Annotated in this window: 14 protein-coding genes; 9 read left to right on the top strand and 5 right to left on the bottom strand. The window is 76.6% G+C overall.

Annotation, left to right across the window (positions count from 1 at the left end):
• Positions 1-41: 41 nt before the first annotated feature.
• The 8 genes from O7609_RS01895 to O7609_RS01860 are packed head-to-tail and all read left to right on the top strand — an operon-like array spanning position 42 to position 10,261.
• Complete coding sequence (locus O7609_RS01895) at positions 42-1,382, top strand: glycosyltransferase (RefSeq protein ID WP_269744298.1); 1,341 nt, start codon at positions 42-44, stop codon at positions 1,380-1,382.
• Between the two features lie 46 nt (positions 1,383-1,428).
• Positions 1,429-2,934: an exopolysaccharide biosynthesis polyprenyl glycosylphosphotransferase gene (locus O7609_RS01890; protein ID WP_269733158.1), complete on the top strand. Its 1,506-nt coding sequence runs from the start codon at positions 1,429-1,431 to the stop codon at positions 2,932-2,934.
• Positions 2,931-4,352 carry an O-antigen ligase family protein gene (locus tag O7609_RS01885; RefSeq protein ID WP_269736975.1) on the top strand — a complete coding sequence of 474 codons (1,422 nt, stop codon included), beginning with the start codon at positions 2,931-2,933 and terminating at the stop codon, positions 4,350-4,352. The genes O7609_RS01890 and O7609_RS01885 overlap by 4 nt, the downstream gene beginning before the upstream one ends.
• Positions 4,349-6,208, top strand: coding sequence for a lipid II flippase MurJ (locus tag O7609_RS01880; protein ID WP_443072017.1), 1,860 nt, complete (start codon positions 4,349-4,351; stop codon positions 6,206-6,208). Before O7609_RS01885 ends, O7609_RS01880 begins: the two co-directional genes overlap by 4 nt.
• A complete protein-coding gene (locus O7609_RS01875) occupies positions 6,208-7,047 on the top strand; it encodes a polysaccharide deacetylase family protein (RefSeq protein WP_443072016.1) in 840 nt (279 codons plus the stop codon). Before O7609_RS01880 ends, O7609_RS01875 begins: the two co-directional genes overlap by 1 nt.
• Positions 7,044-8,234: a glycosyltransferase gene (locus O7609_RS01870; RefSeq protein ID WP_269733157.1), complete on the top strand. Its 1,191-nt coding sequence runs from the start codon at positions 7,044-7,046 to the stop codon at positions 8,232-8,234. The genes O7609_RS01875 and O7609_RS01870 overlap by 4 nt, the downstream gene beginning before the upstream one ends.
• A 6-nt stretch (positions 8,235-8,240) precedes the next feature.
• Positions 8,241-9,098, top strand: coding sequence for a hypothetical protein (locus O7609_RS01865; RefSeq protein WP_269742976.1), 858 nt, complete (start codon positions 8,241-8,243; stop codon positions 9,096-9,098).
• Positions 9,095-10,261, top strand: a complete 1,167-nt coding sequence (locus O7609_RS01860; protein WP_269733155.1) for a GNAT family N-acetyltransferase — start codon at positions 9,095-9,097, stop codon at positions 10,259-10,261. The genes O7609_RS01865 and O7609_RS01860 overlap by 4 nt, the downstream gene beginning before the upstream one ends.
• A 117-nt stretch (positions 10,262-10,378) precedes the next feature.
• On the opposite strand, the gene O7609_RS01855 is transcribed toward O7609_RS01860, so the two are convergent.
• Both O7609_RS01855 and O7609_RS01850 read right to left on the bottom strand, forming a co-directional pair.
• Positions 10,379-11,665 (bottom strand): glycoside hydrolase family 26 protein, encoded by a 1,287-nt coding sequence (locus O7609_RS01855; protein WP_269733154.1) that lies wholly within the window; start codon positions 11,663-11,665, stop codon positions 10,379-10,381.
• Between the two features lie 156 nt (positions 11,666-11,821).
• Positions 11,822-12,682 (bottom strand): GGDEF domain-containing protein, encoded by an 861-nt coding sequence (locus O7609_RS01850; protein ID WP_269733153.1) that lies wholly within the window; start codon positions 12,680-12,682, stop codon positions 11,822-11,824.
• Between the two features lie 321 nt (positions 12,683-13,003).
• On the opposite strand from O7609_RS01850, the gene O7609_RS01845 reads away from it, so the two are divergent.
• Complete coding sequence (locus O7609_RS01845; protein ID WP_269733152.1) at positions 13,004-13,459, top strand: XRE family transcriptional regulator; 456 nt, start codon at positions 13,004-13,006, stop codon at positions 13,457-13,459.
• Positions 13,460-13,572: 113 nt separating this feature from the next.
• Here O7609_RS01845 and O7609_RS01840 read toward each other — a convergent pair whose 3' ends face one another.
• The 3 genes from O7609_RS01840 to O7609_RS01830 form a co-directional block, all read right to left on the bottom strand.
• A complete protein-coding gene (locus tag O7609_RS01840; RefSeq protein WP_269733151.1) occupies positions 13,573-14,991 on the bottom strand; it encodes a GH1 family beta-glucosidase in 1,419 nt (472 codons plus the stop codon).
• Between the two features lie 263 nt (positions 14,992-15,254).
• Positions 15,255-16,193, bottom strand: coding sequence for a carbohydrate ABC transporter permease (locus O7609_RS01835; RefSeq protein ID WP_269733150.1), 939 nt, complete (start codon positions 16,191-16,193; stop codon positions 15,255-15,257).
• Positions 16,190-17,140, bottom strand: coding sequence for a carbohydrate ABC transporter permease (locus O7609_RS01830; RefSeq protein ID WP_269736972.1), 951 nt, complete (start codon positions 17,138-17,140; stop codon positions 16,190-16,192). Before O7609_RS01830 ends, O7609_RS01835 begins: the two co-directional genes overlap by 4 nt.
• Between the last annotated feature and the right edge of the window lie 14 nt (positions 17,141-17,154).

Genomic DNA, 17,154 nt, shown 5'->3' with positions numbered 1-17,154 from the left:
GAGGACCGCCCGTGCCACACCACGACCGTCCGCCGCACCAGATGACGGTGGTTCACGTCGCCCAGCCCGTCGAGGGGGGCGTCGCCCGCGTCGTCACCGACCTCGTCCACACCCAGACCGCCGCGGGACTGCGCGTCCACGTCGCCTGTCCGGCCGACGGTGCTCCCGGCGCGGTGCCCGACACGGTGTCCGGGACGGAGCCCGCCGACGCGCTCGGCGAGACGGCCGGTGGGCCCGGTTGCGGGACGCTCGGCCGGGCGGCGGCCGCGGCGGGGGCCGAGGTCCACGCCTGGCCGGCGTCCCGCGCCCCCGGCCCCGCCCTCCCGGCCGAGACCCTCCGCCTCGCGCGGCTGTTGCGCCGCCTGCGGCCCGACCTCGTCCACGCCCACAGCGCCAAGGCCGGACTCGCGGCCCGGCTGGCCCTGCGCGGCGGCCTCCCCACGCTCTACCAGCCCCACGCCTGGTCCTTCGACGCCGTCGAGGGCGCCCCGGCCCGGCTGGCCCGCTCCTGGGAGCGCACCGCCGCCCGCTGGGCCACCCGGGTGGTGTGCGTGAGCGACGCCGAGCGGTACCGCGGCGCCGCCGCCGGGATCCCCGCACGCTGGAGCGTGCTGCCCAACGGAGTGGACCTGGAGCGCTTCCGCCCCGCGACCGCCGACGAGAAGCGGCACGCCCGCCGCACCCTGCCCGCCCTCGACGGCGTGCCGACCGACGCGCCGCTCGTCGTCTGCGTCGCCCGGCTGTGCGCCCAGAAGGGCCAGGACCTCCTGCTGCGCGCCTGGACCCACGTGCGGGCCCGCTGCCCCGAGGCCCATCTCGTCCTCGTCGGCGACGGCCCCGACCGCGCCCACCTCCTGCGCGCACTCTCCGGCGGCGCACCCGGTCAGGTCCTCCTCGCGGGCGCCGCGGCCGACCCGGTGCCCTGGTACCGGGCCGCCGACCTCGTCGTCCTTCCCTCGCGCTGGGAGGGCATGGCCCTCGCCCCGCTGGAGGCCATGGCCTCGGGACGCCCCGTCGTCCTCACGGACGTCACCGGCGCCCGCGAGAGCCTCCCCGCCGCGCTGCACCACCCCTGCCTGGTCCCGCCCCGGGACCCGCCCGCCCTCGCCCGCGCGCTGACCCGGCTGCTCGCCGACCCGCGCCGACGCGCCGCGGCGGCCGACCGGGCCCTGGAGCACGTCCGCGACCACCACGACGTGCGGCGTACGGCCGCCGCCGTCACCGACCTCTACCGGGCGGTGCTGCGCGGCACCGGCGAGCCGGCCACCGGGCCCGGCCCCGAGCCGGTCGCCGGGCGGACGGCCGAACGGCCCACAGGACGACCTGCAGGACGACCCAGTGAACGGCCCACCGAACGGACCGTCGAGCGGGTCGAGTCATGACCGCGCGGCGACCCGGTCACCACGGGGAAGGCGACCACGGAGAACGATGACCACGGAGAGCACCGACGCGGCAGGCGCCGCGCCCACGACGGCGGTGGAACGGGAGACCCGCACCGTCTTCCCCCCGCCCCGCCCGGCCCCGCACCCGGCCCGCCGGGAACCGCGGTCCACACGGCGGCGGCCCCGCCGTCACGACCTTCCCCTGGCAACGGCCGACTGCCTGGCCGCCACCGGGACCGCGACGGTCCACACGCTCCACGGCGCACCGGTCGTGGAGGCCGCCGGCGTGTTCGCCCCGGCGCTCGCGCTGACGCTCCTCCTCCACACCCGGGGAGGGCTCTACCGCCCCGCGCTCCCCTCCGCGGCCACCGACGTCCTGCCCGCCCTGCTGTGGCGCACCGCCGCCGCCTGGGGCCTGTCCGCCGCCGCCTGGGCGGGCGTCAGCCCCGGCCGGGCCCTGCCCCTGTCCGGCCTCGCCGCACTCGTCGCCGGGCACGTCCTGCTGGCCTGCGCCGGCCGGGGCGCCGTCCTCGCCCTGCGCCGCCGCGCCGCCCGGCTGCGTCCCCGCTCCACGCTCCTCGTCGGCGGCCTCGCGGCCGGAACGCGGCTCGCCGCCGCGCTGCACGCCCAGCCCCGGTACGGGCTGCGTCCCGTCGGGCTCGTGCCGGTCGGTCCGCCGTCCCACGACGGCCCCCCGCGCTCCGAGACGGCGCTTCCCGTCCTGGAGTCGGGTGAGGACATCGGCCGGGCCGTCGCCAAGAACGCCGTCCGGGAGGCCGTCCTCACCCGGCACCCCGACACCGACCGGGACGCCGCCCGCGTCGCGCGGCTGCTCACCGAGCACGGCTGCGGCCTCTGGCTCGCCGACGCCGAACCCCGCGACCCCGGCCACAGCCCCGGGACCGTCCGCGGACCCGCCACCCACCTGTGGGGCTTCGCCTGCCGCCGGCTGGACCCGCCCCCCAGCGGGCGTGCCGCCGCCGCCCTCAAGCGCGCCCTCGACCTCGCCCTCGCCGCACCGGCCCTCGTCCTGGCCGCCCCCGTGCTGCTGGCCTGCGCCACGGCCGTGCGCCTGGCCGACGGCCCCGGCATCCTCTTCCGGCAGGAGCGTGTCGGCCTTCACGGGCGCCCCTTCACCCTCCTCAAGTTCCGCACCCTGCGCCCGGCCGACGCCTACGAGTCCGCCACCCGGTGGAGCGTCGCCGAGGACGGGCGCATGAGCGGAGTCGGCCGGCTGCTGCGCCGCACCTCCCTGGACGAGCTTCCGCAGCTGTGGAACGTCCTGCGCGGGGACATGAGCCTGGTCGGGCCCCGGCCCGAACGCCCTTACTTCGTCGCCAAGTTCAGCGACACCTACCCCGGCTACAGCCGCCGTCACCGGATGCCCGCCGGGCTCACCGGCCTCGCCCAGGTGCACGGCCTGCGCGGCGACACCTCCATCGAGGACCGCGCCCGCTTCGACAACCACTACATCGCCAGCTGGTCCCTGTGGCAGGACGTGCGGATCATGGCGCGCACCGCCACCTCCCTCTTCCGGCACGGGGGGAGCTGAGGGTGGCCACGGCGACGACCGCCCCTCCCCGGCCGCCGGAGGCCCACGCCGCCGGGGCGGCCGCCGTGCCCGCACCACCCGGGCCCCGGCGGCTCCTCCGCCACGGCCCCGGGCTCGCGGTCGCGGGCGTCGTGCTCCTCCTGTGCCTGCCGCCCGGCTCCGGCTCCGGTCCCACGGCCGCCGACGCGGGCTGCGCCGTCCTCGTGCTGTGGTGCGCCGTCCGGCTGCTGCGGGAGCGCGCCCGGCCGCTCTCCGGCCGCGCCGCCCTCGTCCTGGCCGCACCCGCCGCCGGCGTCACCCTCGCCGCCGTCACCTCCCACGACCCGGCCGCGAGCCTGCCCGGCCTCGTCCGCCATCTGGAGGTGTTCGTCCTGGTCCCGGCCGCCGTGGTCCTGCTGCTGCGCGACCGGCGCGACGCCCGGCTCGCGGCCGCGGCGGTCGTCCTGCTCGCCCTCGTCCAGGGAGCCGTCGGCGTCCACCAGTACGCCACCGCCACCGGCGCCTCCTACCAGGGCCAGGACATCCGGGCCGTCGGCACCTTCGGGGCCCTCGACGTGATGGGCATGTCCACCGCCGTCTCCTACGGCGTCGTCGTCGCCCTCGCCGCCGGGCTCGCCCCGCCCGCCCGCGCCCCCCGGTGGCTGCGCCCCGCCGCTCTCGGCTGCGCCGCCCTCCTCCTGATCCCGCTGGCCCTCTCCTTCAGCCGCGGCTCCTGGATCGCCACCGCCCTCGCCTGCGCCGGCGTGCTGCTCCTGGCCGGAGCCCGGCTCGCCCTGCGGACCCTGGCCGCCGTCCTCTGCGCCGCCGTCGTCCTCGTCGGCGGGCTCGGCGTGGGCACCCAGGCGATCGGCGAGCGGCTCGGCAGCATCACCCGCGTCGGCGACGCCCCCGACCAGTCGGTCACCGACCGGTACGCCCTGTGGGGCGCCGCCCTCGGCATCTGGCGCGAGGCCCCCCTGACCGGAGTCGGGCCCAAGGGCTTCCCGGACCATCGCGACACGCACGCCCCCCTCGCCCTCTCCTCCGGCGGCGACACCGCCGGGGCCGGCAGCGCGTTCCAGCGCCAACCGCTGCTCTCCCCGCACAACATGTACCTCCTCGTCCTCAGCGAACAGGGCCTGATCGGCCTGCTCACCCTCGGCGGAAGCTGGGCCGCGCTCGCCGTCTGCACCCTGCGCCGGCTGCGCGCCGCCCGCACCGGGGCCCCGGGCACCCGAGCTTCGCGTGCGCCCCGCGACCTCGGGCTCGCCGCCGCCGGACTGCTCTGCTGGCAGCTCGTGGACTTCCTCTACGCCGACATCGGCGGCCCCTCCACCCCGCTGACGGGCCTCGTCCTCGGCCTCGCCGCCTGGTGGGCCCTCGGCCCCCGGCAGCCGACGCCGGCCCTCGCGCACCCCCGGGCGGAGCCGGCCCGGTGACCGGCCTGACCGCCACCCGGCCGCGGCACCCCCGGCCGCCGGACGAGCCCGCGGCCCCCGACACCGGGCTCGGCCGGTTCCTGGCCCGGGCCGCCGCCCTCACCGCCCTCCTCACCGCCGCCGGGGCGCTCCTCGGCCTCGTCCGCGACCAGACCATCGCCCACCTCTTCGGCGCGGGCAGCGGCACCGACGCCTTCCTCGTCGCCTGGACCCTGCCCGAGCTCGCGGCCACCCTCCTCATCGAGGACGCCATGGCCCTGCTCCTCGTCCCCGCCTTCAGCCTGGCCCTGGCCCGCCGTGCCGCCGCCGGACCCGCCGCCGCGCCCGCCGCCGACGCGCCGCCGGACGGTGCCCCCGCGGCCGGCGAGCCCGCGGCCGGCGAGCCCGGCCCGGGCGCGGCCGACCCCGTGCGGGAGCTGGTAGCCGGCACGCTGCCCAGGCTCTGCCTCGCCCTGCTCGCCGCCACCGCGCTCCTCTTCGTCGCCGCGCCCGCCCTCGTCCACGCCCTCGCCCCCGGGCTCGACGACCCCGGCCTCGCGGTGGACTGCACCCGGCTCACCGCCCTGACCGTGCTCGCCTTCGGCCTCGCCGGATACCTCAGCGCCGCTCTGCGCGCCCACCGCTGCTTCGCCCCGCCCGCCGCCATCTACGCCGTCTACAACCTGGCCATCATCGCCGTCGTCATCCTGTGCCACGCGTGGCTCGGCGTCCGCGCCGCGGCCCTCGGCGTCGCCCTCGGCGGGGCCCTGATGGCCCTCGTCCAACTCCCCTTCGTCCTGCGCCGACTGCCGCGTGCCGCCCGGCCCCGCCGCCCCCGGGAGCGCCGCCCCCGCGCGCGGCGGCGCGGGGCACGGCAGGCGCTGCTGGGGTTCGGGCTGCTCGCCCCCGTCGTCGTGTGCTGTCTCGGGCGCCAGTCGCAGGTCCTCGTCGAACGCCACCTCGCCTCCGGGCTGCCCGCCGGGGCCATCTCGCACCTCAACTACGCGCAGAAGGTCGCCCAGATGCCGATGGTGCTCTCGCTGATGATCTGCACCGTCACCTTCCCCGTCGTCGCCCGCGCCCTGGCCGACGGCGCCCAAGGCCGCGCCGTCCGGCGTGTCGAACGCGACCTCCACCTCGCCGCCGCCGTCGTGCTGCTCGGCTCCGCCTACGTCCTCGCCTGCGCCCCGCAGATCATCGAACTGCTCTTCCAGCGTGGCGCCTTCGGCCCGGCCGACACCGGCGCGACGGCCTCCGTGATGCGCGTGTACGCGCTCGGACTCCTCGGCCACAGCCTCGCCGGCGCCCTCGTCCGGCCGTTCTTCTCCACCGCCCGGCCCACCTGGTACCCGGCCACCGCCATGGCCGCCGGACTGGGCGTCACCGCGGTCGGCGGCGCCCTCGCCGCCGAGCAGCTGGGCGTGCACGGCATCGCCGCGGCCAACGCCGCCGGGATCACCCTCACCGCGGGTCTGCTGCTGCACGGCCTCGGCACCCGCGTCGTCCCGATCGCCGTGCGCCGTACCGTCGGCGGCCTCGCCCGCCTGCTCGCCGCCGCGGCCCTGGCCGCCCTGGCCGGGTGGGCCGTCGCCGCCGCGTGTCCGCACCCCCTGGCCGCCGCCGCGGCCGGCGGAGCGGTCGTGCTCGCCGTCTTCACCGGCGCGGCGCTCGCCCTGCGCGCCCCCGAGATCCCCCAGCTCGTCGCCGCAGCCCGGCACCGGATCGGCCGGGGCCGGACCACCCCGGACCGGACCACCCCGGACCGGACCACCCCGGACCGGACCGCCCGGGGCCGGGCCGACGACCCCGGGGAACGCGCGGCCGCACCCGGCACCTCGAACCACTCGTCCCGCACCACGTCCCGAAGGAGGCAGTGATGTCCGCCGACCCGGCAGCCGCGCCCGCACCCGCAGGCGCCGCGCCCCACGTCCCGGAGCCGGTCCGCGTCCCCACGGGCGCTCCCGCCCCGGTACCCGGGCCGCGCGGCCGCCCGCACCGCCGGCGCACCCCCTGGATCCTGATGTACCACTCGGTGGCCGACACCACCGAGGACCCCTACGCCGTCACCGTCCCGCCCGCCCGGCTGGAGCGCCAGCTCGCGTGGCTCGGCCGCCGCGGCCTGACCGGCGTGAGCGTCGGCGAACTGCTGCGCGCCCACGCGGCCGGTGAGGCCGACGGGCTCGTCGGCCTCACCTTCGACGACGGCTACGCGGACTTCCTCGACCACGCCCTCCCGCTGCTGCGCCGCCACGCCTGCACCGCCACCGTCTTCGTCCTGCCCGGACGGCTCGGCGGCGACAACGCCTGGGACGTCCGCGGCCCGCGCAAGCCGCTCCTGGACGCCGACGGCATCCGGGCCGTCGCCGCCGCCGGGATGGAGATCGGCTCCCACGGCCTCCACCACGAACGCCTCACCACCGTGGGCGACGCCGTGCTGCACGAGGAGACCCACCGCAGCCGCGAGCTCCTCCACGAGCTCCTCGGCACGCCCCCGGCCGGGTTCTGCTACCCCTACGGCACCGTGGACGACCGAGCGGTCGCCTCCGTCCGCGCCGCCGGGTACGCCTACGGGTGCGCCGTCGACCCGGGTCACCACAGCGGGCCGCACGCCCTGCCGCGCGCCCACGTCGGCGCCCGCGACACGGCGCTGCGGCTGCACGCCAAGCGGCTGCTGCACCCCCTGCGCCGCACCCCGCTCCCCGGGGCACCGCGATGAGAGTCCTGCACGTGATCACCGGGCTCGGCGTCGGCGGAGCCGAGCAGCAACTCCGGCTCCTCCTGCGCCATCTGCCCATGGGCGGCGACGTCGTCACCCTCACCAACCCCGGCGCCGTCGCCGAGGGCATCCGCCGGGACGGCCACCGGGTCGCCCACCTCGGCATGGCGGGCAACCGCGACCTCGGCGCCCTGCCCCGCCTCGCGCGCCTCGTCCGCGACGGCGGCTACGACCTCGTCCACACCCACCTCTACCGCGCCTGCGTCTACGGCAGGACGGCCGCCCGCATGGCCGGGGTGCGCGCCGTCGTCGCCACCGAACACTCCCTGGGCGCAGCCCGCATCGAGGGCCGGCCCCTGACCCCCTCCGCCCGCGCTCTCTACCTCGCCAGCGAGCGCCTCGGCGGTGCCACCGTCGCCGTCTCCGCCACCGTGGCGCGCCGGCTGCGGGAGTGGGGCGTGCCCGCGTCGCGGATCGAGCTCATCCCCAACGGCATCGAGCCCGCCCGCTTCCGCTTCCAGCCCGCCGCCCGGCGCCGCGCCAGGGCCCTGCTGGGGCTGCCCCAGGACGCGTTCGTCGTCGGCGGTGTCGGACGGCTCGTGCCCGACAAGCGCTTCGACGTTCTGCTGCGCGCCCTGGCCGCCGTGCCCCAGGCGCGGCTGCTGCTCGTGGGGGACGGCCCCGAGCGCCCGGCCCTGTGGCGGCTGGCCCGGGAACTGGGCGTCGCCGACCGGGTGGTGGCGACCGGCGAGCGGGACGGAGCCGTCGCCGACGGCGCCGGAACGGAACCGGGCCTGCCCGCCCTCCTGGCAGCGATGGACGTCTTCGCCTCCCCCTCCCGGGAGGAGGCCTTCGGCCTCGCCGTCCTGGAGGCGCTCGCCGCCGGGCTGCCCGTCCGCCACGTCACCTGCCCGGCCGTCGACGAACTGCCCGCCACCGCCGCACCCGGTGCCCGGCGGATCGGCCCCGGCGTGCCCGAACTCGTCGCCGAACTGCGCGCCCTGCGGGCGGCGAACCCGCCCCGGCAGCCGGTGCCCGCCGCCGTCCGGCGCTACGACGTCGCACGCGGCGCCGAGCGGCTGACGGCCGTCTACGAAGCGGTCCTCCGCCGTACGTCCCGGCCCCAGCGCGCCGCCCGCCCCCCGTCCCAGCCCGCGTCCTGTCCGCCCGCCCCAGCACCGAGGTGAACCGGCATGCCCGACACCGCGCTCGACACCGCGCCCGCACCCGAGACCGTGCCCGCACCCGACACCGACCACGCGCCCGGCACCGTGCCAGGGCGGCCCGACACGGCCGACGGCACCGGCACCGGCACCGAGACCGGCCCCTCGGAAGCCGACCGCGCCCGGCCCGCCGGGTCGCCGGACGAACCCCCGCGGCTGCGGGACCGCGCCCTCAGGCCGTTCGTCCGCGCCGTCCGGCTCGCCCGGCGCGTCCTCGCCCGGCGCCCCCGCCCGCCCCGCTGGTGGCCCCTGGCCGTGTGCGCGCTCCTCGGCCTGCTCGGCGGCGGAGCCTGGGGCACCCTGAGCGCCCCCCAGTACGAGGCCAGCGGCTATGTCGTCGTCGTCCCCGGCCAGGGCGTCGACCCGGCCTCCGCGCGGGGCTACGCCCAGGCCTACGGCCGGGTCGCGGGCGGCGGCGCCGTGCTCGCCACGGCCCAGAAGGAGGCCGGCATCCCCGTGCGGACGCTGCGGGACAGCGTCCGCGCCGCCACCTCGCCCGACGCGCCCATGATCGAGGTCACCGGCACCGCGACCAGCGCCCGCGCCGCCGCCGACCGTGCCAACGCGGTCGTCCGCGCGCTCACCGCGGAGGGCAACGCGTCGGCCAAGCGCACCGGCGTCGAACTGGTCCGGTTCGCCGACGCGCTGCCACCCGGCGGGCCCACGTCCCCCTCCGCACCGCTGTCCGCGGGGGTCGGCCTGGCCGGGGGCGCGCTCGTCGGCGCGCTGATCCTCCTCGTCCGGCCGCGGGACGCCCAGCACCCGGCCGCGAACGACGCACCACACCCGGGCGAGCCGGTGCGGCGGGACAGGGGCACCGTCCGATGAGCACACAGCAGATCGCCGCACCGCTGACCACCGCCGTCTGCCGGGACCCCGCCGAGTTCGCGGCCCTCCGCCCGCGGTGGGACGCGCTCCACCGCAACAGCCCTGCGGCGACCCCCTTCCAGACCCACGCCTGGCTGCACTCGTGGTGGCTCGGCTACGGCCGCCCAGGGCGGCTGCGCGTCCTGCTCGTCCACCAGGGCGAACGGCTCGTCGGGGCGGCGCCTTTGATGCTGGAGTACCGGCCCCTGCCCGTGCTCGTCCCGCTCGGCGCCGGCATCTCGGACTTCTTCGACGTCCTCCTCGACGCCGAGTGCCCGCAGGCCCGGACGGCGCTGCTGCGCGCCCTGCACCAGGCCGCCGCGCGCGCGGTCGTCGACCTGCGCGAGGTGCGGCCCGGCGGCACCGCCGAGACACTCTTCCGCCGCTGGCCGGGACCGCGCAGCAGGCTGTGCGACTCCGTCTGCCTGGAACTGCCCGGCGTCGGACTGGAGGAGCTGCTCGGCCGCCTCTCACGGCGCGCAGCGAGCCGGTTCCGTGCGAAGCTGCGGAAGCTGGACGCCCTGGACATCCGGGAGCGCGACGTCCCCGCCGCCGAGGTGCCCGAGGCCGTCGCCACCCTGCTGCGGCTGCACGCACGGCAGTGGAGCGGGCGCGGAGCGACGCCCGAGCACCTGCGGCCCCGATTCGCCGCGCACCTCGCGCGGGCGGGCACCGCCATGGTGGCCTCGGGCGACGCGGTGGTCACCGAGTTCCGGCTCGACGGCCGCGTCGTCGCGGTCGACATCACCCTGATGTCCGGCGAGCTCGCCGGGGGATACCTCTACGGTGCCGATCCCGAGCTGCGCGAGCGCAAGGTGGACATCACCTCCATGCTGCTGCGCCACGACACCCGGAACGTGACGGAGAAGGGACGGCGGGTCCTCAGCCTGCTGCGCGGCACCGAGCCCTACAAGCGCCACTGGCGTCCCGAGACCGTCACCAACCAGCGCTATCTGCTGGCCCGGCCCCGCCTGGCCCCGGCACTGCGCCTGCTGACGGCCGCGGGGGAGGGCCGGGCGTCCGCCGCCTCGGCGGTCCGGGCCGCCGAGGCCCGCGTCCCCGCCGTCCGCATCTGGCGGGAGCGGCTGCTCGCCGTCCGTCCGGGCGCGGGCCCGAAGGGCTGACGCCCCTGGCGGGCCGACCTCCTGTCGGGCGGAGCCCGCGTCCCCGTCGGCCCGCGTCGCTCCCGTCGGCACAAGCCAGGGGCCGGCCTCGCCGGCCGGCCCCTGCGGGCGGTGCCGCTATCGCCGTCCGGCCTCGCGGTACGCCGCCATCCCGGGCCAGTCCGGGTCCAGGCAGCCGTCCCGGCCGACCAGCCAGCGGGCGAGCCAGTCCCCGAACTCCAGGACGACGCAGGGCTCGCCCGGCTCGGCGGGCGGCGGCTCGGACGTCGGAGGGTCGAACGGCGGCTCGGGCGGCGACGGTGGGGTCGACGGGTCGGCGGGCGGCGCCCCGACATCCCCGAGCATCTCCCGGTAGACGGCGGCCGACCTCGGGTTGGACCGGCACTGCCAGACGCCGTGCGGGCAGTAGTCGGTGATCGTCTGGTAGAGCGGCTCGTGCCGTTCGAACCACTCCAGCATGCGGCGGACGTACTCCGGATTGTCGCCGTTGCGGAACAGCCCCCACTCGGGGTAGGCGATGGGCTTGCCGTGGGCCTTGGCGAACTCCACGTGGTCCCGCAGCCCGTAGGGCTGCTCCACGTAGTCGTCGAAGGTCTCGCCGGGCGGCTGGTCGTAGGAGTCCATGCCGATCACGTCCACGACGTCGTCACCCGGGTAGCAGCGCGTCCAGGGGACCGCGTCCCGGCCCCGGCTGGGGGTGAACTCGAAACGGAACTCCTGCCCCGGCACCGTGCGCATGGTCGTGACGACACGCCGCCAGTAGGCCTTCCACGACCGGGGGTCGGGGGCACAGCGGTGGGTGTACGTCGTGCCGTTCATCTCCCAGCCGAGCACGACGACGGTGTCCCCGACCCCCAGCCCGACCAGCCGCTCGGCCAGGGTGCGGAAGTGGCCGTCGAACTCCCCGCGGGCCCCCGCGCGCAGCAGTCGGCGCACCTCGTGGTCGGACACGCCGGCCTCGTTGCGCTCGAGCATGGGCACGTTGAGCACCAGCAGCCGGCCGGGCTCGGCCCGGCGCCACTCGGCCCACGGACGCAGGAACTCCGGCCTGCCCTCGATGTTGACCCACAGATCGCCCGGCAGGTACGTGTGCCCGGCCCGCAGCTCGGTGCCGCCCAGCCAGCGCTCCATGCCGTCGATGCGGCGCACGCCGCGCGGGCCGGAGTCGAGGAACGCCCCGACGGCCGGGGCCCCGGGCGGCGCGGTGGACGGCCTCGGCCCGGGGCGGGGCTCGGGCGGGGACGGCGAGGCCGGGGCCACCGTCGGCTCCGGCGCGGCGTTGCGGGCGTCGGCGAGATCGTCGGCGCCGTTCTCCCAGGGGAGCAGCAGGGCGCCGATGAACAGCCCCGAGGCGACGGCGCCTGCGCCCACGCCCGTCAGCCGACGCCGTCTCGCACGGGACACGTGGGCGCCTTTCCGGCGCCGCAAGATCTTTCGGGCACGCATGTCACCGACGGTAGGCAGTGGGCCGTGTCCGCACCCGTCCACGAGCGTGTCGATAGGCCATCGGCGTTCCACGTCCCCCGGTCGGCGCACGACGCCGCCGCCCCGGGCCGTCCGTCAGGTGCGTCGGCGGTCCTCGGGCACGTCGCCGAGGGCCCGCTCCAGGATCTCCCGCAGGTGCGTGGCGGAGGCCGTCGAGAGCACGAGCTCCATGCCGTCCGCCTGGGCCGTGTGCCCGATCGCCGCGAGGGGTATGCGCACCTGGCGCGGCCGCTCCACCCTCCGCGCGGGGCCGCCGGGCTCACGCTCGCCGCGCGGCTCCCCGACGGGGACCGGCTCGGGCAGCGAGGCCCGGGCCTGGTCACCCCCGCCGCGCTTGGCCGCCCGGAGGGCGACGTCGCAGTCCAGCAGCAGTTCGAACAGCTCCTCGTGCGGACTGCGGCACGGGACGCGGCCGGATACCCCCATGGACACGGTCTGGCCGGTGAGGGCGACGGAGGCGTGCCGGCTGGTCCGCACCCCGACCGTCCGGCCGCGCACGCTCTCCAGCGCCCGCCGGGCGACGCGCAGCGCCTCGTCCGCCCCGGTGCCGGGCAGCAGCACCAGGAACTCGTCGCCCGCGTGCCCGCCGTACCGCCCGACGACGGCGCCCTCGATGCGGCGCAGCACGTCCGCCGTCGATTTCAGGACCTCGTCGCCGGCGATGTGCCCGTAGACGTCGTTGACGCTCTTGAACCGGTCCAGGTCCGCCAGGACGAGCGCGACCGGGCGGCCCGCCTCGCGCGCCTCCTGAAGCTCCGCCCGGGCCCGCTGCTCCCAGGCCTGCCGGTCCAGCACGCCGGTCAGGCCGTCGAGGAAGTGCCGGCCGCAGGCGGCGCACAGCCCGGGGGCTTCGTCGGAAGGGGAGACCTCCGGGCGGTGCGACGCGCCGCCCGCGGGCGGCGAGGCTCCGTCGACGGTCCTCGGCGCGGCCTTCATTGATCCCCTCTTCCCCCCGTGGCCGGGGCACTGACGTCCCGTCTGGTGGACGGGGCCAGAACCCGGCGTGGCGTGTGACGGTTGTTGAGCTGTGCTCCGGGTAGCCGTGCGGTGCCGGGGCCGGCAGCTCGGTGAGCCGTCGCACAGCAGGGCGGTGAGCGGTCGGCCGGATGGTTGGCTTGTTTCAACCAGTAGTTGATCCCGTGCGCTGTGTGAGTCTAGACGTGGATCCGGTCTATGTGTCAACCATCAGTTGACAGCCTGGAGTTGAACGAAGACTAGGATGCGTTCAGCCGGTCAGGGCGGGAGGGGTGAGGAGCGATGCCCGACAACAGGGGATTACCGACGCTGGCGTGCAGGCTCAACCGCCTCTTCGAGACGATCCGCCCGCACGGCCCGCGGGGGCGGGCGTACACGAACGACGAGGTCGCCGTGGCGGTCAAGGAGTCGAACCCGCACATCAGGGTCGGCGGCGCCTACCTGTCCGCCCTGCGTACCGGCACCAAGAAGAACCCGTCCACCGAACTGCTCACCGCCCTCGCCCGCTTCTTCGGCGTCCCGCCGTCGTACTTCCTCGACGAGGCCACCGCGGCGCAGACCGACGCCGAGCTGGCCCTCGCCCAGGTCGCACGGAACCTCGGCGTCCGCAGGCTCGCGCTCCGGGCGCTGGAGCTGCCGCCCGAGGGCCTGGCCGCGGTGACCAGGATCGTCGAGCACGTCCTGGACGGTGGCACGGACCCGCAGCGGCGCGACGGGTCGGATCCGCCCGCCACCTGAGGCCGGCACGACGGGCGGGGCGGGCACACGGGTGCCCGCCCCGCCCGTCGTGCCGCCGCCCGCCCGTTCCGCGCCGCCCCCGTGCCGCCGTCGGCGGACGCTCCGGGGCGGGCTCAGTCCCGCGGCGGCAGGGAGTTCCGCGCGATCGTCTCGGCGTACCAGCGGGCGCTGTCCTTGGGCGTGCGCCGCTGCGAGGCGAAGTCCACGTGGACGATGCCGAAGCGCTTGCCGTATCCGTAGGCCCACTCGAAGTTGTCCAGCAGGGACCACAGGAAGTACCCGCGCACCTCGGCACCGGCGGCCAGGGCCCGGTGCACCGCGGCCAGATGCTCGTGGAGGTACGCGACGCGCTCCGGGTCGTGGACGTTCCCCTCGGGGTCCGCGTAGTCGTCGTACGCCGCGCCGTTCTCCGTGATCACCAGCGGGACGCCCGGAAGCTCGTCCCGCAGCCGGGTGAGCAGCTCGTAGAGCCCCTCGGCGTCGACCGGCCAGTCCATGGCGGTACGCGGTCCCGACGGCTGGACGAAGCGGGCGTAGCGCTCGGCCCCGGGCCAGGGGGAGGGCGAGGGGTGGGTACCGGACGCCACGACGGTGGGCGCGTAGTAGTTGATGCCCAGGGAGTCGACGGGGCTGGAGGTCACCGTCAGATCGCCCTCGCGGACGAAGGACCAGTCGGTCAGGGACGCGGTGTCGGCGCACAGGTCGTCGGGCAGGCGGCCGTGGAAGACAGGGTCCAGGAAGAGCCGGTTGCCCAGGGCGTCGACGCGGCGGGCCGCGTCACGGTCGGCCTCCGAGTCGGTGAGGGCCCGCACGGCGTGCAGATTGAGCGTCAGCGAGATCTCGGCGGTGGACGGCAGCACCGCGCGCAGCGCCTGCACCGCGCTGCCGTGCGCCAGGTTGAGGTGGTGGGCGGCGCGCAGCGCCGCCGCCGGGTCCGTCCGCCCGGGAGCGTGGACGCCCTCGGCGTATCCGAGGAAGGCGGCGCACCAGGGCTCGTTCAGCGTGGTCCACGTGGCGATCCGGTCGCCCAGCGCCTCGCCGGCCAGGGCGGCGTACTCGGCGAAGCGCTCGGCGGTCTCGCGCCGGGGCCAGCCGCCCGCGTCCTCCAGCTCCTGCGGCAGGTCCCAGTGGTACAGCGTGGCGACCGGCCGGATGCCGGCGTCGCGCAGCTCGTCGGCCAGCCGCCGGTAGAAGTCCAGCCCCGCCTGCACGCCCGGCCCGCGGCCGGTGGGCTGTACCCGCGGCCAGGCGATGGAGAACCGGTAGTCGGTGACGCCCAGGTCCTTCATCAAGGCGACGTCCTGGGGCACCCGGTGGTAGTGGTCGGCGGCGATGTCGCCCGTGTCGCCGTTGCGGACCCTTCCGGGGAGGCGGCTGAAGGTGTCCCAGATGGAGGGGCCGCGTCCGTCCTCCCGCGCGGCCCCCTCGATCTGGTAGGCGGCCGTGGCCGTGCCCCAGCGGAATCCGGTCGGAAAGGTGAGGCGGGGCCGCTGCGCGGAGCGGGGGTGGGAGCTGGTGTCGACAGTGGTCATCGATGTCCTCCGTGGTGGCCGTCAGCGGCCTGGATGGGCCCGCCCGGGGGCGGGGTGGAAGTGGTCGGTGGGGGGAGGGGCCGGTGCGGCCGGGGCGCGGCGTACCCGGAACGCCGGCGTCCGAGCGCCGTGCGCCGTCACGGCCGCGTTCGCCGGGCCGTGACGGCGCGTCGACCGCGCACCGGGGTCCGGCCGCACGAGAGCGCGTCTCACGTCCGGCACCGCGGCTCGCGGCGCCGGACGGCCTGTCCGGCCCGGCAGGGCTAGCCCTTCACGGCGCCGCGCATGATGCCGCCGACGATCTGGCGGCCCAGCAGCCCGAACACCAGCAGGACGGGCAGGGTGCCCAGCAGCGTGCCGGCCATGATCACCGACTGGTCCTGGACGTAGCCGCCGCCCAGCTGGCGCAGGGCCACCTGCACGGTGGGGTTCTGCGAGGAGAGCGCGACGATGGGCCAGAAGAAGTCGTTCCACGCGGTCATGAAGGTGAGCAGGCCGAGGACGGCCATGCCCGGGCGGGCGATGGGTATGACGATCGTCCAGAAGATCCGCGCGGTCGACGCGCCGTCCACCCGGGCGGCCTCGATCAGCTCGTCGGGCAGCGACTGCACCAGGAACTGCCGCATGAAGAAGACCCCGAATGCGGAGACCAGCCCGGGCAGGATCACCGACTGCAGCTGGTTCACCCACTGCAGCTCGGCGATCAGCATGAACAGCGGGATCACGCCCAGCTGGGGCGGGATCATCATGGTGCCGACGGTGAGGGCCAGCAGGGCGTTCCGGCCGCGGAAGCGCAGCTTGGCGAAGGCGAACCCGGCGAGGGTGCAGCACAGCACCGTCCCGAGGGTGATGGACCCGGAGACGACGAGCGAGTTGAACAGGGCCCTGCCGATGTCGGCCTCGGCCATCGCCGCCTCGAAGTTGGAGAAGAGGTTCGGCCCGGGCGTCAGGGCGGGCGGAACCTGGGCCATGTCGGCGTTGGAGCGGCTGGCGGCGACGATGGTCCAGTAGAACGGGAACGCCGAGAAGAGCAGGGCGACGATCAGCAGCGCATAGGTGATCTTCCCCGCCCGCATGCCGCTCGGGCGGCGGCGGGGGCGGCCACGCCGGAGTCGGGACGCGGTCCGCGCCGGGCGGCCGGCGCCCGGTGCGGACCGGGCCGGCGCGGCGGAGGCTTCGGCGGGAGCGGCGGGCGCGGTCATCGTCCGGCCTCCTTCCGGGAACGGCGGCGTACGGCGAGCGCGTTGACGCCCACCACGACCACGATCAGGACGAACATCACCCAGGCGATGGCGGCGGCCCGGCCCAGGTGGAAGAAGCCCCAGCCCTGCTCGTAGAGGTAGAGCCCGAGGGTCTGGTACTGGTGCGAGACGCCTCCGGAGACGGAGCCCTCGAAGAGGAGCGGTTCGCCGAAGAGCTGGGTGGCGCCGATGGTCGACACCACGACGGTGAAGAGGATCGTGGGCCGCAGCCCGGGCAGCGTGACGTGGAGGAACTGCCGCCAGCGCGAGGCACCGTCCACCTCGGCGGCCTCGTACAGCTCACCCGGGATGGTCTGCATGCCCGCGAGGTAGATCAGCGCGTTGTAGCCGGTCCAGCGCCAGATGACGATGGTGGAGACGGCGACCTGCGAGGCGACGGTGCCGGTCTGCCAGTCCACCGGCCCCAGCCCGACGAGCCCGATCGCCTGGTTGATCAGCCCGTAGTCGCGGCCGAACAGCTGGGCGAAGACCAGGGTGGCGGCGGCGACGGACGTGGCGTACGGCAGCAGCATCACGGTGCGGAAGAAGGTGCGGCCGCGCAGCTTGTAGTTGAGCAGGTGCGCCAGTCCCAGGGCCATGGCCAGCTGGGGAACGGTGGAGAGCACGCCGATGGTGAACGTGTTGCGCAGCGCAGTCCAGAAGAACTCGTCGGTGAGCAGAGCGGTGTAGTTGTCGAGGGCGTACCACTCCATCTCCCCGGGGTTCTGCAGCTCCACACGGTGGAGGGAGACGAAGGCGGTGTAGATCAGCGGGAAGAGGCCGAAGGCGGCGAAGAGGGTGAAGAACGGGGCGATGTAGGCGTACGGGGAGGCTGCCCGCCAGGCGCGGCGGGCCGCCGGCGGCCGGTGGGCCCGGGTGGCACCACCGGCCGGAGCGGTCAGGGTCATCATGGCCCTTCGTG

The sequence above is a fragment of the Streptomyces sp. WMMC1477 genome (assembly GCF_027460245.1).
GTDB lineage: Bacteria > Actinomycetota > Actinomycetes > Streptomycetales > Streptomycetaceae > Streptomyces.
Note: the sequence above shows the minus strand (reverse complement) of the source record. Positions and strands in the feature narration are given on the sequence as shown.